This window comes from Pseudomonas sp. NFPP02 (genome assembly GCF_900119355.1).
GTDB lineage: Bacteria > Pseudomonadota > Gammaproteobacteria > Pseudomonadales > Pseudomonadaceae > Aquipseudomonas > Aquipseudomonas paracarnis.
Window position 1 is genome coordinate 120,746 of record NZ_FPJI01000017.1, and the last position, 15,502, is coordinate 136,247.

At 61.7% G+C, this 15,502-nt stretch carries 13 protein-coding genes; 10 read left to right on the top strand and 3 right to left on the bottom strand.

Annotated features, from left to right (window positions below; translation table 11 throughout):
- Complete coding sequence (locus BT204_RS24570) at positions 1–1,029, top strand: GGDEF domain-containing protein (RefSeq protein ID WP_072448543.1); 1,029 nt, start codon at positions 1–3, stop codon at positions 1,027–1,029.
- A gap of 450 nt (positions 1,030–1,479) precedes the next feature.
- Here BT204_RS24570 and BT204_RS24580 read toward each other — a convergent pair whose 3' ends face one another.
- Positions 1,480–1,779, bottom strand: coding sequence for an ArsR/SmtB family transcription factor (locus BT204_RS24580; protein ID WP_003190545.1), 300 nt, complete (start codon positions 1,777–1,779; stop codon positions 1,480–1,482).
- A gap of 90 nt (positions 1,780–1,869) precedes the next feature.
- Between BT204_RS24580 and BT204_RS24585 the strand changes: the two genes are divergently transcribed.
- From BT204_RS24585 to BT204_RS24595, 3 genes are all read left to right on the top strand, one after another.
- Positions 1,870–2,961 carry an NADH:flavin oxidoreductase/NADH oxidase gene (locus tag BT204_RS24585; RefSeq protein WP_014718067.1) on the top strand — a complete coding sequence of 364 codons (1,092 nt, stop codon included), beginning with the start codon at positions 1,870–1,872 and terminating at the stop codon, positions 2,959–2,961.
- A gap of 205 nt (positions 2,962–3,166) precedes the next feature.
- Positions 3,167–5,296 carry a TonB-dependent siderophore receptor gene (locus BT204_RS24590; protein ID WP_072448547.1) on the top strand — a complete coding sequence of 710 codons (2,130 nt, stop codon included), beginning with the start codon at positions 3,167–3,169 and terminating at the stop codon, positions 5,294–5,296.
- A 360-nt stretch (positions 5,297–5,656) separates the two neighbouring features.
- Positions 5,657–6,256, top strand: coding sequence for a hypothetical protein (locus tag BT204_RS24595; RefSeq protein WP_034126738.1), 600 nt, complete (start codon positions 5,657–5,659; stop codon positions 6,254–6,256).
- A 7-nt stretch (positions 6,257–6,263) separates the two neighbouring features.
- Here the strand turns inward: BT204_RS24595 and BT204_RS24600 are convergent, their stop codons facing one another.
- Together BT204_RS24600 and BT204_RS24605 are read right to left on the bottom strand one after the other, a co-directional pair.
- Positions 6,264–6,986, bottom strand: a complete 723-nt coding sequence (locus BT204_RS24600; RefSeq protein ID WP_034126739.1) for a FadR/GntR family transcriptional regulator — start codon at positions 6,984–6,986, stop codon at positions 6,264–6,266.
- Positions 6,987–7,034: 48 nt separating this feature from the next.
- A complete protein-coding gene (locus BT204_RS24605) occupies positions 7,035–8,771 on the bottom strand; it encodes an IlvD/Edd family dehydratase (protein ID WP_019817288.1) in 1,737 nt (578 codons plus the stop codon).
- Between the two features lie 192 nt (positions 8,772–8,963).
- Here BT204_RS24605 and BT204_RS24610 point away from each other — a divergent pair, with 192 nt between their 5' ends.
- From BT204_RS24610 to BT204_RS24635, 6 genes are all read left to right on the top strand, one after another.
- Positions 8,964–10,286, top strand: coding sequence for an MFS transporter (locus BT204_RS24610; RefSeq protein ID WP_003190554.1), 1,323 nt, complete (start codon positions 8,964–8,966; stop codon positions 10,284–10,286).
- 16 nt (positions 10,287–10,302) lie between these two features.
- Entirely contained in the window at positions 10,303–11,295 is a 993-nt protein-coding gene (gene araD1, locus BT204_RS24615; RefSeq protein WP_072448549.1) for an AraD1 family protein, read from the top strand.
- A gap of 10 nt (positions 11,296–11,305) precedes the next feature.
- Positions 11,306–12,886, top strand: coding sequence for an aldehyde dehydrogenase (NADP(+)) (locus tag BT204_RS24620; RefSeq protein ID WP_072448551.1), 1,581 nt, complete (start codon positions 11,306–11,308; stop codon positions 12,884–12,886).
- Positions 12,887–12,902: 16 nt separating this feature from the next.
- The gene (locus BT204_RS24625) at positions 12,903–13,766 is read left to right on the top strand and encodes an SMP-30/gluconolactonase/LRE family protein (protein ID WP_054895664.1); all 864 of its coding nucleotides are present in this window, start codon (positions 12,903–12,905) and stop codon (positions 13,764–13,766) included.
- Positions 13,767–13,935: 169 nt separating this feature from the next.
- The gene (locus BT204_RS24630) at positions 13,936–14,940 is read left to right on the top strand and encodes a substrate-binding domain-containing protein (RefSeq protein WP_057977070.1); all 1,005 of its coding nucleotides are present in this window, start codon (positions 13,936–13,938) and stop codon (positions 14,938–14,940) included.
- A partial coding sequence (locus BT204_RS24635; RefSeq protein WP_139271544.1) for an ATP-binding cassette domain-containing protein occupies positions 14,937–15,502 on the top strand: 566 nt, incomplete at its 3' end. The genes BT204_RS24630 and BT204_RS24635, both read left to right, overlap by 4 nt.

Sequence of the window (15,502 nt, forward strand, 5' to 3'; positions counted from 1 at the left end):
ATGCCTGCTAACTTGAAGTTGCGGCCCAGAATGCGCAGTTTGTTGTCACCTGCGGTGACCCAAGCCGAAGGGGTAGGGATTATTGCCTGGGTCGGCATGCTCCTGATTCCTGCGGCCCTGAAGTTGAATTTTTATATGTTGGGCGTCACGGTGGGCCTGCTGATTGTTTGCCGGGTACATGCCACCACCACGAACTTTCTGCTCTGGCGAGTGCTGGGGGTCACCTATATGGTGTTGTTGTCCGTCGGCTTCGCTTATCTGATTCATATGAACAAAGAGTTGCGTATCTATGGCCTGCCGTTGGCCGTGACCCTGGTGGTGGGCAGTGCGATCTTGTTTATCAGTGTCCAGGATTATCTGGCCGATGCGCTATTGATCTGGCTGATCCTGTGGCCGCCCATGCAGGCGGATATATACGTTGGCACCGAGGTGTATTTGCTGCTGTTCTGCGCCGCGTCGGTATCCATCGGGTTTATCTTGAGTTATTCCTACTTGAAGAACCTGCGTTCGGTATTGCTGGTGGAAAGCGAGTTTCGCGCCTTGGCCGAGACCGACTACCTGACCTCCATTCTCAACCGGCGCGCTTTTATGCAGAGCTTCGAGAAGTTGCTCGGTGGGGAGCAGGGCGGCTACTTCATCATGTTGGATATCGACAGTTTCAAAGAAAAAAACGATCTATATGGCCACGACGTGGGGGACAAGATTCTGCGCGCCATGGCCCTTTGCCTGAAAAACGCCAAGGGCAGCCACAGCTTTGGACGGATCGGCGGGGAAGAGTTCGGCGTGTTATTGCAGGGCGACGATGTGGAGGTGGCCTGTGATTATGCCCTGGACTTGTTGCAAGCGATCCGCAGCAGTGTGCCTGCGCCCCACCATTACACCTGCAGTGCGGGAATGGCGCGTTTTTCGCCGGGCGACGAGTTGTCGGCCGTACTCAAGATGGCGGACAAGAACCTGTACGGCGCCAAGCGCAATGGCAAGGACTGTGTGCACCTGGACGGCGCGCTGCTAAAGGCGGTCTTGTCCTGAGGCTTGGCGTCTAGTGCATAGGTATCTGCACAACTTTCCAAGTTGCAGCAGCCAACGCTAACCACGATGCGAAGCGAGCCGCTCTTGATCTTGATCTGCTTTTGATCTTAAGCGCCCCGTTAAACCACGCTGGCGGATTACGGGCACACCGAGCCTGGGCGAGGTGCCGAGTGGTGGAGCAAGAGAACCCTAAGTGGCTGTTACCGCAGGAATGGATATGTACTCGGTATAACTGTGCCGGCTGTCAGGCCGCCTTCGCGAGCAAGCCCGCTCCCACAGTTGGATTGAGGGGTGTCCGGTAAATATGGGGCGGCTGTCGGGCCGCCATCGCAGGCAAGCCAGCTCCCACATTTGGATTGTGGGGTGTCAGGTAGGCAAGCGCCGGGTGGCAGGCCGTCACGGGAGCAAGCTCCCTCGCCACAGGCCCGGCGTCGCGCCGAAGTTATGCGTCTAGTGCTGTGACAACACGCTCGCCAGCAACCCAGGGAAGCGGCTTTCCAGCTCGTCACGGCGCAACGAGTTCATATGGGTGGTGCCCACATTGCGGGTGTGCACCAGGCCGGCATCGCGCAATACCCGGAAGTGATGGGACATGCTGGACTTGGGCCGCCCCCCGTCGAGTTCGCCACAGGTGGCCTCTGGCACGTTGGCCAGGTAGCGCACGATGTCCAGGCGCACGGGGTCGCTCAAGGCGTACAGCACACGCTCAAGCGTCAATTCTTGCGGAGTAGGGTGTTTGAAGGCTCGCATGGGGCGGATCATAACAGGGGGGTAGCGTTCAATACCATAGTTCGATTACCATCGAACTATCGAATCACTCATCCCTTCCTGGAGTTCTCAATGTCGGCCTTGTTCGAACCGTTCAAACTCAAAGATGTGACCTTGCGCAATCGCATTGCTATCCCACCGATGTGCCAATACATGGCCGAAGACGGCATGGTCAACGACTGGCACCACGTTCACCTGGCCGGCATGGCCCGTGGTGGTGCCGGCCTGCTGGTGGTCGAGGCCACCGCGGTCGCCCCTGAAGGGCGCATCACCCCAGGCTGCGCCGGGATCTGGAGCGATGCCCATGCCCAGGCATTTGTGCCCATGGTCAAGGCCATCAAGGCCGCAGGTTCGGTGCCGGGCATTCAGATCGCCCACGCCGGTCGCAAAGCCAGTGCCAATCGCCCCTGGGAAGGTGATGACCACATCCCGGCTTCTGATGCCCGTAGCTGGGAAACCATCGCCCCCTCTGCCATCGCGTTTGGTGCCAATTTGCCCAACGTACCGCGTGCCATGACCCTGGAAGACATTGCCCGCGTGCAGCAGGACTTCGTCGACGCGGCCCGCCGCGCTCGCGATGCCGGCTTTGAATGGATCGAACTGCACTTCGCCCACGGCTACCTGGGCCAGAGCTTTTTCTCCGAGCACTCCAACCAGCGTACCGATGCCTACGGTGGCAGCTTCGACAACCGCAGCCGCTTCCTCCTCGAAACCCTGGCTGCGGTGCGTGAAGTCTGGCCGGAAAACCTGCCGCTCACCGCCCGGTTCGGTGTGATCGAATACGACGGCCGTGATGAGCAGACCCTCACCGAGTCCATCGAACTGGCCCGCCGTTTCAAGGACGGTGGCCTGGACCTGCTGAGCGTCAGCGTCGGCTTTACCATTCCTGACACCAACATCCCATGGGGCCCGGCCTTCATGGGCCCGATTGCTGAGCGTGTACGCCGTGAAGCCGGTATTCCGGTGACCTCGGCCTGGGGCTTCGGCACGCCGCAACTGGCCCAAGGCGCTTTGCAGGCCGGGCACCTGGACCTGGTTTCGGTAGGGCGTGCGCATCTGGCCGACCCGCATTGGGCCTACTTTGCTGCCAAGGAACTGGGCGTGGACAAGTCCTCCTGGACCTTGCCGGCGCCTTACGCGCATTGGCTGGAACGCTATCGCTGAGGTATGCCTGCGCGTTGCATGAGCCACTCGATTGAGTGGCTTTTTTTCGCCTGTGGTTTTTGCGTTACCCACTGGAGACACAGCAGGTACGTGAAAAATAACAAATGAGAACCGATATCAAACGAGAATGCCTTGATATATGATGCGCGGCGAATTCTTGGCAGGTTTGCCGTCCCATCTGGCTCATTCACTAGGTTTTACACCCATGCGTCGTACCCTGATTTCCATCTGTGTGCTCCAGGCGTTTTCCCCCTTCGCGTGGGCAGAGCAGGTGCCTGCCGAGAACACCAGTATCGAGCTGCAAGCGACCAATGTCACCGCCACCGCGGACCTTGAGTCGGCCCAAGGCCCCGTGCAGGGCTACCACGCCACACGCTCAGCCAGTGCGACGCGCACCGACACCGCCATTCATGAAACCCCGCAGTCCATCAGCGTAGTGTCCAAGGACGTGGTCGAAGACCTCGGTGCAACGCGCTTGCAGGATGCCCTTGATTACGCCGGCGGCGTGGGCCGTGCCAACAATTTCGGCGGCCAGGGCCTGACCACCTTTACCGTGCGCGGCTTCACCACCGGTGAGTTCTACCGCAACGGTTTCCCGATCAACCGCGGTTACCCGAACATGCCGGACGCCAACACCATCGAGCGTCTGGAAGTACTGCGCGGCCCCGCGACCATGCTCTACGGCCGTGGCGACCCAGGCGGCACCTTCAACGTGGTGTCCAAGCAACCGCTGGCCGAACGCACCGTCACCCTGGGCAGCCAGCTCAATGACCAGGGCATGAAGCGCGGTACCCTGGATGCCTCCGGCCCGCTGGACGAGGAAGGCCGCCTGGCCTATCGCCTGAACGTAGTGGGCGAGGGCGGCGAGACCTTCCGCGATCACGTCGAGACGGAACGCTACGGCGTGACGCCGGTGATCACCTGGCAGGCCACCGATGACACCAAGGTGACCTTCGAAGGCGACTTCATGCGCAACAACCACCCGCTGGACCGTGGCCTGACGCGCTTCCCCAACCAGCGCGGCACGCCCTCGCGTGATACGTTCTGGGGCGACAAGGACGCCGGCAAGCTGCACAACGACAACAACATGGCGCAGTTGCGTTTCGAGCATGCACTGAGCGACAACTGGACCCTGGGCGGCGGTTTCCAGTGGTTGGACGGCAGTTTGAAAGGCAATGCCATCGAAGCCAACGGGCCGGGCAGCCTGGGCGCTGATGGCCGCACCCTGCAACGCAACTTCAACTACCGCAAGCTGGAATGGACCGACAAGGACTATCAGCTCAACCTGACCGGGCACTTCTCCACTGGGGGCTTCGATCACACCTTGCTCACCGGTATCGAGTACGAGGACTACGACTACAAGTCGATTATCCAGCGTTCCAGCGCCGCAGCGGGTACCTATCCCATTGACATCTTTGACCCGGTGTACGGTCAACCCCGTCCGGCACTGACCCGTACGCCGACCCACGACAAAGAAAACCTCAAGACCTACGCCGCTTTTGTACAGGACCAGGTTGCTCTCACTGAACGTCTGAAAGTGCTGGCCGGTGCTCGCTTCGAGCGTTTCGAGCATGATTACCAGAACTATGTTGGTAAAAGCTGGCAGGCCGCCGACAACGCCGTCACCCCACGCGTGGGTGTGATCTACGACCTCACCGACACCGTCGCGGTCTATGCCGATGCTGCGCGTTCGTTCAAGCCCAACACCGGCGCCAGCCGCGAAGGCGGTGGTTTTGCGCCGGAGAAAGGCAAGTCCTACGAGATGGGTATCAAGTGGGAGGCGCTGGACCGGCAGTTGAGCGTGGATGCGGCGATCTATCAGATCGAGAAGAAGAACGTGCTGACCACCGATCCCGTGGACAATACCTTCAGTGTCGCGGCCGGCCAGGTGCGCAGTCGGGGCTTCGACCTCAATGTGGCAGGCAACCTCACGCCCGAATGGCGCGTGATCGGCGGCTACGCTTACGTAGATGCGGAAGTTACCCGTGATAACACTCTGCGCTCCGGCACTCGCTTGATGAACATCCCGCGCAACAGTTTCAGCCTGCTCAACGTCTACGAGTTCCAGGACGGCGCGCTCAAAGGCCTGGGCCTGGGCGCCGGCGGCAAGTACGTCGACCAACGCGCCGGCCAGACCGCCAATACGGCATTCTCCATGGACGCCTATACCGTGGTCGACCTGCTCGGTTACTACAAGGTCAATGAGCGTGTGCGCTTGAACCTGGATGTGAAGAACCTGTTCAACCGCGAATATGAAGAAGGCGCGTTCGGCAATATCTACGCCTACCCCGGTGCACCGCGAACTGTGCAGGTGGGCATCGCCTACACCCTGTGATGAACAGCTGCGGTACCACGCAGGGCCTGTGGCGAAGGAGCTTGCTCCCGCCACGGCGCCTATCTACCTGACACGCCGCATTCCAACTGTGGGAGCTGGCTTGCCTGCGAAGACGGCCTGCCAGCCGACACTTCTCTACCTGACACCCCACATTTGGAATGCGGCGCGTCAGGTGGATATGCGTCGGCTGGCAGGCCGTCGCGGGAGCAAGCTCCCTCGCCACAGGGGCCTGCATCAGCTTCCCTGTCAGGTTTGACAGTAGACACTGGCGGGCGATCGAGGGATGTTTGCTCGTAACGTGCCAGCGCAGCGGTCGGCGCTCATTGCTTTTCGAAGCCACGCTTAATAGGGATATTAAAAATGGAACGGGAACTGATCGAGAAAGCTGAAGACCTGATCAAAAAGACCAACGATGCCGAGCGTCTGTTCACCCGATACGCCACCAAGTGCTACACGTCAGCCTTGCAAAAATATGCCAAGGAGATCAGCGAAACCTCCTATACCTATCTGCTGGCCGAGCTGGCCGAAAGTTCGCTGAGTTCGGAAATTCTAGGCCGTCCAGGCGCCAATATCAGCCTGGTCAGGATCGAGATAGAGGAGGTCATGCTCGAAGCCGATGTGATCAAGAAATTGAAGCGGGCCGAAACCCATTACCTGGAAACCCTGGAATCGGTGCGCAAGTTCGAAGACCTTAAACGCTTCGAGAAAATGCAGGACACGTCCGATATCGTCCGCTCGATAAAACTCGGCGTGTCACGTTTCAATATCCTGTTTGTCATCTTGCTGATTGGTGGGTTGACCTGGGCGGCGATCAATCTGCCTAAAGAAGCCTTGGCGTTGATTTCCGCTGCGATCGGCGGCGCCATCACTCACTTGCTGTCCGAGCGCCAGGCCGTGCTGGCGCTGAAAAAAGAGGGTGATAACACCTGCCCCAGGGCCAACAATAACAGTCAGGAATGACGCGGGCTCACAACGGCGTCAACACGTTCATCACCGTATCCAGCGCCACCCGCGTGTCATCCAGTTGCACCAGCGACGCATGCCGCGCACCCAGGGCGTCGCGGTTCTGGATCGCCGTGAGGATCGCTTTGTGCCGAGGCAGACTCAGGCCCTGGATATCCGGACGGCGGTTGGTGATGTTGATCGACTCGCGCAACGGCAGCGAGAGCATGTTGCACATATAGGCGAGCAGGTCGTTGCGGGTGGCGTCGGCAATCGCGCGGTGGAAGTCCAGGTCGGCCTGTAACAGGTCCTCGTGGGTCTTGGCGGTTTCCATGCCTTGGTAGGCTTGTTCGATGGTGGCGATGTCTTCGTCGGTGGCGGTGGTCGCGGCCATGGCGGCGATTTCCGGTTCGAGGATGCGGCGCACCCCGGCCAGGGTGTTGAAGAACTCGCTGTGGGGCGTGGACTGCATCAACCAGGACAGCACGTCCGGGTCGAGCAGGTGCCATTTCAAGCGTGGCCGTACCACCGCGCCCACCCGTGGCTTGGAGTACACCAGGCCCTTGGCGCTGAGCACCCGCGTGGCTTCGCGCAATACCGAGCGGCTGACCTGGTATTCCTCGCACAGCGTGGCTTCCATGGGCAAGCGTTCTTCAGGCTTGAAGCGACCGGAAACGATGTGCATGCCCAAGTCCTGAACGATCTGGGCATGCTGGCTCTTGCGCGGCTTGGGCGGCTGGTGATCCATAACGACGGGGAGGCTCTGGCTTAGATTCGCCGCATCATAGCATCCCAATTAGTGGGAATGCCGTGGGACTTCTGCCCCGCGACAGCCCACCAGGAAGTCAAAGTCACAGCCTTGGTCGGCCTGCAACACATGGTCGATGTACAGCTGGCGATAGCCGCCGACAATGAGGTTTTGCGCGGGGGGCAGGTCGGCCATGCGCGCTGCCAGCTCGGCATCTGGAATGTCCAGGTGCAGGCGGCCATTGGCGCAATCGAGTTCGATCCAGTCACCTTCCTTCACTGTCGCCAACGGCCCGCCGGCGGCGGCTTCCGGTGCCACGTGCAACACCACGGTGCCGTAGGCGGTGCCGCTCATGCGCGCATCGGAAATGCGCACCATGTCCGTCACGCCCTGGGCCAGCAGCTTGGCAGGCAGGCCCATGTTGCCGACTTCGGCCATGCCGGGGTAACCCTTGGGGCCGCAGTTCTTCATGACCAGGATCGAGTTGGCATCCACGTCCAGCTCCGGGTCGTTGATGCGTGCCTTGTACATGTCGAAGTTCTCGAACACCACGGCGCGGCCACGGTGTTGCATCAGTTCGGGGCTCGCTGCCGAAGGCTTGAGCACCGCGCCCAGGGGCGCGAGGTTGCCACGCAGCACGCAGATGCCGCCGTCGGCGCGGATCGGGTTGTCCAGGGTGCGGATCACTTCGTCCTGGCCGTAGATCGGCGAATCCTGGGTGTTCTCGCCCAGGGACTTGCCGTTGACCGTCAAGGCGTTCGGGTGGGGGATCAGGTTGGCCTCACCCAGGCGACGCAGCACCGCGGGCAGGCCGCCGGCGTAGTAGAACTCTTCCATCAGAAAGCGTCCGGAGGGCTGCAGGTCGACGATGGTCGGCATGCCGCGGCCGATGCGGGTCCAGTCATCCAGGTCGAGTTCGACGCCGATGCGCCCAGCGATGGCTTTCAAGTGGATCACGGCGTTGGTCGAGCCGCCGATGGCCGCGTTCACGCGGATAGCGTTTTCGAACGCCTCCTTGGTGAGGATCTTCGACAGCTTCAAGTCTTCACGCACCATCTCCACGGCGCGCATGCCCGACATGTGCGCCAATACATAGCGGCGTGCATCCACCGCCGGAATCGCCGCGTTGTGGGGCAGGGAAGTGCCCAGCGCCTCGGCCATGCAGGCCATGGTCGAGGCCGTGCCCATGGTGTTGCAGGTGCCCGCCGAACGCGACATGCCGCCCTCGGCCGCGAGGAAGTCATCCAGGGTGATGGTGCCGGCCTTGACCTGTTCGCTGAGCTGCCACACCACCGTCCCCGAGCCGATGTCCTGGCCCTTGTGCTTGCCGTTGAGCATCGGTCCGCCGGTGACGACGATGGCCGGCACATCACAACTGGCCGCGCCCATCAGCAGCGCCGGGGTGGTCTTGTCGCAGCCGGTCAGCAGCACCACACCGTCAATCGGATTGCCGCGAATCGCTTCTTCCACATCCATGCTCGCCAGGTTGCGAGTGAGCATGGCGGTAGGGCGCAGGTTGGATTCGCCATTGGAAAACACCGGGAACTCCACCGGAAAGCCACCGGCCTCGATCACGCCACGCTTGACGTGCTCGGCGATCTGGCGGAAATGCGCGTTGCACGGGGTCAGCTCCGACCAGGTGTTACAGATGCCGATGATCGGCTTGCCATGGAACTGATGGTCGGCAATGCCCTGGTTCTTCATCCAACTGCGGTACATGAAGCCGTTTTTGTCGGCGGTACCAAACCACTGGGCAGAGCGTAGGCCGGGCTTTTTGTCAGGCATGATCGATTCTCTTATTGTATGACTATATGTTCTATGCGTGCTTAAACATAAGCGCAAAATCGCCGCTTTGGAAGTGTTGTTTTGCAAATAGTCATACTATATAGTCGAGTTCAACTGAGGTATGGCCCTGACGGATTTCGTCAGAGGCGTCCCCCGAGCTTCTATAAAAACAACAATCGGAGATCGACCCCCATGAGCCAGGAACTGCGGCTTATTCGGCGCATCACGCTGAAACTGATTCCCTTCCTGATCCTGCTGTACCTGATCGCCTACGTGGACCGTTCCGCCGTGGGCTTCGCCAAGCTGCACATGGGCGCTGACGTGGGCATCGGTGACGCCGCGTATGGCCTCGGTGCCGGGTTGTTCTTCATTGGCTATTTCCTGTTTGAAATTCCCAGCAACCTGATGCTCGACCGCTTCGGCGCGCGGCGCTGGTTTGCGCGCATCATGATCACCTGGGGCGCCATCACCATCGGCATGGCCTTCGTGCAGGGGCCGCACAGCTTCTATGTGATGCGCTTTCTGCTGGGCGCGGCGGAGGCGGGCTTCTTTCCCGGCGTGCTGTACTACATCACCCAGTGGTTCCCGGTGCGCCATCGCGGCAAGATCCTCGGGCTGTTCATCCTCTCCCAACCTATTGCAATGATGATCACCGGCCCGGTGTCCGGCGGTTTGCTCGGCATGGACGGCATCCTTGGCCTGCATGGCTGGCAGTGGCTGTTCATCGTGATCGGCACCCCGGCGATCCTGCTGACCTGGCCGGTGCTGCGTTACCTGCCGGACGGCCCCCAGAAGGTCAACTGGATGAGCGAGGAAGAAAAAGCCTGGCTCACCGGCGAGCTGCACAAAGACCTGCAAGCCTACGGCCAGACGCGCCATGGCAACCCCTTGCATGCGCTCAAGGACAAGCGCGTGTTGCTGCTGGCGCTGTTCTACCTGCCGGTGACCCTGAGTATCTACGGCCTCGGCTTGTGGCTGCCGACCCTGATCAAGCAGTTTGGCGGCAGCGACCTCACAACCGGTTTCATCTCCGCCGTGCCCTATATCTTCGGCATCATCGGCCTGTTGATCATCCCGCGCAGTTCCGACCGCTTGAACGACCGTTACGGCCATCTCGCCGTGCTCTATGTACTGGGCGCCATCGGCCTGTTCTGCAGCGCCTGGCTCACGGTGCCAGTGCTGCAAATGGCCGCGCTGTGCCTGGCGGCGTTTGCCATGTTTTCCTGCACCGCCGTGTTCTGGACGCTGCCGGGGCGCTTCTTTGCCGGCGCCAGTGCGGCGGCCGGTATTGCCTTGATCAACTCGGTGGGCAACCTCGGCGGTTACATCGGCCCGTTCGTGATCGGTGCGCTCAAGGAGTACACCGGCAATCTGGCCTCAGGCTTGTATTTCTTATCCGGTGTGATGGTGTTCGGCTTGCTGCTGACCCTCGTGGTCTACCGCTTGTTGGAACGCAAGCACGTGCTGCCCGTCGACCAATTCGCCGCCAGCGCCCGTGGCGCCACACGCACTTAAATCCAGGAGAACCTGCATGCGTTTAGTTCAGTTCGAGTTGAGCAACGGTGAGCGCCGCGTCGGCGTGGTAGAAGGCAACCAGGTACGCGAAGTGCGCGGCGCCCACAGCGTGCGTGAACTCGCGCTGGCCGCCATCGATGCCGGCGGCAAGTTGCAGCAACAGGTAGAAGCCCTCGGCCTGGGCGGCAGCCATGACTACGCCGCCTTGTTGGCGGAACACAAAATCCTGCCGCCGCTGGACCATCCGGACCCGGCCCATATGCTGATCAGCGGCACTGGCCTCACCCACCTGGGCAGTGCCTCGGCCCGCGACAAGATGCACCAGCAGGCCGGCGACGACAGCGCGATGACCGACACCATGCGCATCTTCAAATGGGGCGTGGAGGGCGGCAAACCAGGCGCCGGCCAGGCCGGTGTGCAACCAGAGTGGTTCTACAAAGGCGATGGCAGCATCGTCGTGCGCCCGGGCCAGGCGTTCCCGGTGCCGCCGTTCGCCGAAGACGCCGGCGAAGAACCGGAAATCGGCGGCCTCTATGTGATCGGCCATGACCGTAAACCCTATCGCCTGGGCTTTGCGGTGGGCAACGAGTTCTCCGACCATGTGATGGAGCGCAAGAACTACCTGTACCTGGCCCATTCCAAGCTGCGCAATTGCAGCTATGGCCCGGAGTTGCGCGTGGGCGAACTGCCCGAGCATCTGGCGGGCACCAGCCGCATTCTGCGCAACGGCGAGGTCATCTGGCAGAACGAATTCCTCAGTGGCGAGGCCAATATGTGCCACAGCCTGGAAAACCTCGAATACCACCACTTCAAATACAGCCAGTTCCTCAAGCCGGGCGATGTGCACATTCACTTCTTCGGCACCGCCACCTTGTCATTCGCCGAGGGTATACGTACCCAGCCGGGCGATGTGTTCGAGATCAGCCAGGCTGAATTCGGCGCGCCGTTGATCAACGGTATCGGCAGCAGCGATGCGGCATTTGAACCCGGCCAAGTCACCCCCCTTTAAGGAGATCAACATGACCCCGTTCCTCGGCCACAACTACATCGGCGGCCAGCGCAGCGCCAACGGCAGCATCAAGCTGCAAAGCATCGACGCTACCACCGGCGAAGCCTTGCCCCAGGATTTCTACCAGGCCACCGCCCAGGAAGTGGACGCCGCCGCCCAGGCCGCGGCACAGGCTAACCCAGCCTATCGCGCCTTGAGCGCCGCACGGCGTGCGCAGTTCCTGGATGCGGTGGCCGATGCGCTGGACGCCTTGGGCGATGACTTCGTCGAACTGGTCTGCCGCGAAACCGCCTTGCCGGCCGCACGCATCAAAGGCGAACGCGGGCGCACCAGCGGCCAGATGCGCTTGTTCGCCACCGTGCTGCGCCGTGGTGACTTCTACGGCGCGCGTATCGACAAGGCCCTGCCAGAGCGCCAGCCGCTGCCGCGCCCGGACCTGCGCCAATACCGTATCGGCCTCGGCCCGGTGGCGGTGTTCGGCGCCAGCAACTTCCCCCTGGCATTTTCCACGGCTGGCGGCGACACCGCTGCCGCGCTGGCCGCCGGCTGCCCGGTGGTGTTCAAGGCCCACAGTGGGCACATGGCGACCGCCGAGCGCGTGGCCGATGCGATCATTCGTGCTGCCGAGGCCACCGAGATGCCGGCTGGCGTGTTCAATATGATCTTTGGCGGCGGCGTCGGTGAGGCGCTGGTCAAGCATCCGGCGATCCAGGCGGTAGGCTTTACCGGCTCGCTCAAAGGCGGCCGCGCCCTCTGCGACATGGCCGCGGCGCGCCCGCAACCGATCCCGGTATTTGCCGAGATGTCGAGCATCAACCCCGTGATCGTGCTGCCCCAGGCGCTGCAAGCCCGCGCTGAAAGCATTGCCCGTGACCTGACCGCGTCGGTGGTACAAGGCTGCGGCCAGTTCTGCACCAACCCAGGCCTGGTGATCGGTATCGCCTCGCCTGCGTTCACCGCGTTCACTCAGCAGGTCGCGCAATTGATCGGTGAACAACCGGCGCAAACCATGCTGAATGCCGGCACCCTGGGCAGCTACGGCAAGGGCCTGGAAAAACTCCGGTCTCACCCGGGCATCCAGCATCTGGCGGGCAGCGCGCAATCGGGCAACCAGGCGCAACCGCAACTGTTCAAGGCGGATGTACGTCTGTTGATTGACGGCGATGAAGTGCTCCAGGAAGAAGTATTCGGCCCCACCACGGTGTTCGTCGAAGTGGCCGATCAGGCCCAACTCAGCGCCGCCCTGCAGGGGCTGCACGGGCAATTGACCGCCACGCTAATCGGCGAACCGACCGACCTGCACCAGTTCGCCGAACTCACGCCCCTGCTGGAACAGAAAGTCGGGCGCATCCTGCTCAACGGTTACCCCACTGGCGTGGAGGTGTGCGATTCCATGGTTCACGGCGGGCCGTATCCGGCGACTTCCGACGCCCGTGGCACCTCGGTCGGCACTTTGGCTATCGACCGTTTCCTGCGCCCGGTGTGCTTCCAGAACTACCCTGATAGCCTGCTGCCCGACGCGTTGAAAAACGCCAACCCCTTGCGTATTCAGCGCCTGGTAAATGGCACGCCATCGCGCGAATCGCTGTAACTGATCAGGAGGCTTCATGTCGTTGAGCGCAGTCACCCCGCACCGTGCCCGGTTGGGCGAAGGGCCGTTCTGGGATGTACCGACCCAGGCCCTGTATTGGGTGGATATCGCCGCCCGCCAGGCGCTGCGTCTGATGGGGGGGCAGTTGCAGGTGTGGCAATTGCCTGAGCACGTCTCGGCGTTCATCCCCTGTCAAAGCGGTGATGCGCTGGTGACCTTGAGCAGCGGTGTGTATCGCCTGGACCTGGCCACCGAAGCCTTGACCCTGCTGTGCGTAGCCGACCCGCAAACGGGCAACCGCGGCAATGAAGCACGCTGCGATGCCCAGGGCCGGCTGTGGTTGGGCACCATGCAGAACAACATAGGCGAGCAGGGCGAAGACCTGCCGATTACCCGGCGCTCCGGTGGCTTGTTTCGCATCGATGCCGATGCGCGGGTCACGCCGTTGTTGGCGGGCCTGGGCATTCCCAACACCTTGCTTTGGAACGAGGCGGGCAGCCAGGTGCATTTCGGCGACAGCATGGACGGTACGCTCTATCAGCATTCGATCCAGGCTGACGGCCAACTCGGCGCCGCCCAGGCCTGGTTCGGGCCGCACACACGCGGCGGGCCGGATGGCTCGGCCATGGACGCCGAAGGCTACATCTGGAACGCGCGCTGGGATGGCAGTTGCCTGCTGCGGCTAACGCCTTCAGGTGAGGTGGATCGCATCATCGAACTACCGGTTAGCCGTCCCACCAGTTGCGTGTTCGGTGGGCCCGAGCTCACCACGCTGTACATCACCAGCGCGGCGAGTCCCTTGGATCACCCCCTTGATGGTGCGGTATTGGCCATTGAGGTCGACGTGCCAGGCAAGCCCTGTCACCGCTTCGCCGGATAAACCAAACGCGCTGTTGTGGCGAGGGAGCTTGCTCCCGTTCGACAGCGCAGCTGGAGCCGGCTTTTTTTGGGGGGCGCTGCGCACCCCAGCGGGAGCAAGCTCCCTCGCCACAACAGTACCCGTACACAAAACGAACATTGAAAAAAAACAACAACAAGGAGTCACCCCTATGAATCGTCGTCGTGGTTTGCGTTCCCTGTGCTGCGCCGCTGTGGCGGTCTCGGCCATGAGCTTGAGCGGCCTGTTGCTGGCCGCTGAAGAAGTGAAAATCGGTTTCTTGGTCAAGCAGGCCGAAGAGCCCTGGTTCCAGACGGAGTGGGCGTTTGCGGAAAAAGCCGCCCAGGACAAAGGCTTCAAACTCATCAAGATCGCGGTGCCGGACGGCGAGAAAACCCTCTCGGCCATCGACAGCCTGGCCGCCAACGGCGCCAAAGGCTTCGTGATCTGCCCGCCGGACGTGTCCCTGGGCCCGGCTATCGTTGCCAAGGCCAAGGTCAACGGTTTGAAAGTGATGGCCGTGGATGATCGCTTTGTCGATGCCAAGGGCAACTTCATGGAAGACGTGCCGTACCTGGGCATGGCCGCGTTTGAGGTAGGCCAGAAGCAGGGCGCCGCCATGGCCGCCGAAGCGAAAAAACGTGGTTGGGACTGGAAGGACACCTACGCGGTGATCAACACCTTCAACGAGCTCGACACCGGCAAGAAGCGCACCGACGGCTCGATCAAGTCGCTGGAAGAGGCTGGCATTCCTAAAGATCACATCCTCACCGCCCCGCTGAAAACCCTCGACGTGCCAGGCAGCATGGACGCCACCAACTCGGCACTGGTCAAGCTGCCGGGTAGCGCGAAGAACCTGATCATCGGCGGCATGAACGACAACACCGTGCTCGGCGGCGTGCGCGCCACCGAAAGTGCCGGTTTCGCCGCAGCCAATGTGATTGGTATCGGCATCAATGGCACCGACGCCATCGGCGAATTGAAGAAAGCCAACAGCGGCTTCTTCGGCTCGATGCTGCCCAGCCCGCACATTGAAGGCTACAAAACCGCTGAGATGATGTACGAGTGGGTTACCCAGGGCACCGAGCCGCCGAAATACACGGCCATGGACGAAGTGACGCTGATTACCCGTGAAAACTTCCAGGCGGAACTGACCAAGATCGGGCTGTGGAAATGACCGCTTCGGCCCTGCGGTTTGAAGGCATCGGCAAGACCTTTCCCGGGGTCAAGGCGCTGGATGGCATTTGCTTCACCGCCCACCCCGGGCAGGTGCACGCGCTGATGGGTGAGAACGGCGCAGGCAAGTCGACCCTGCTGAAAATCCTCGGCGGCGCCTACATTCCGTCCAGCGGTACGGTGCAGATCGGCGCGCAGACCATGGCCTTCAAATGCGCCGCCGACAGCATCGCCAGCGGTGTGGCGGTGATTCACCAGGAGCTACATCTGGTGCCGGAAATGAGCGTGGCCGAGAACCTGTTCCTCGGGCATTTGCCCACGCGCTTTGGCGTGGTCAACCGGAGCCTGCTGCGCAAGCAGGCCCTGGCCTGCCTCAAGGGCCTGGCCGATGAAATCGACCCCGACGAGAAACTCGGGCGCCTGTCCCTGGGCCAGCGCCAATTGGTGGAAATCGCCAAGGCGCTGTCCCGTGGCGCCCATGTGATCGCCTTTGACGAGCCGACCAGTAGCCTCTCGGCGCGGGAAATCGACCGCTTGATGGCCATCATCACGCGCCTGCGCGA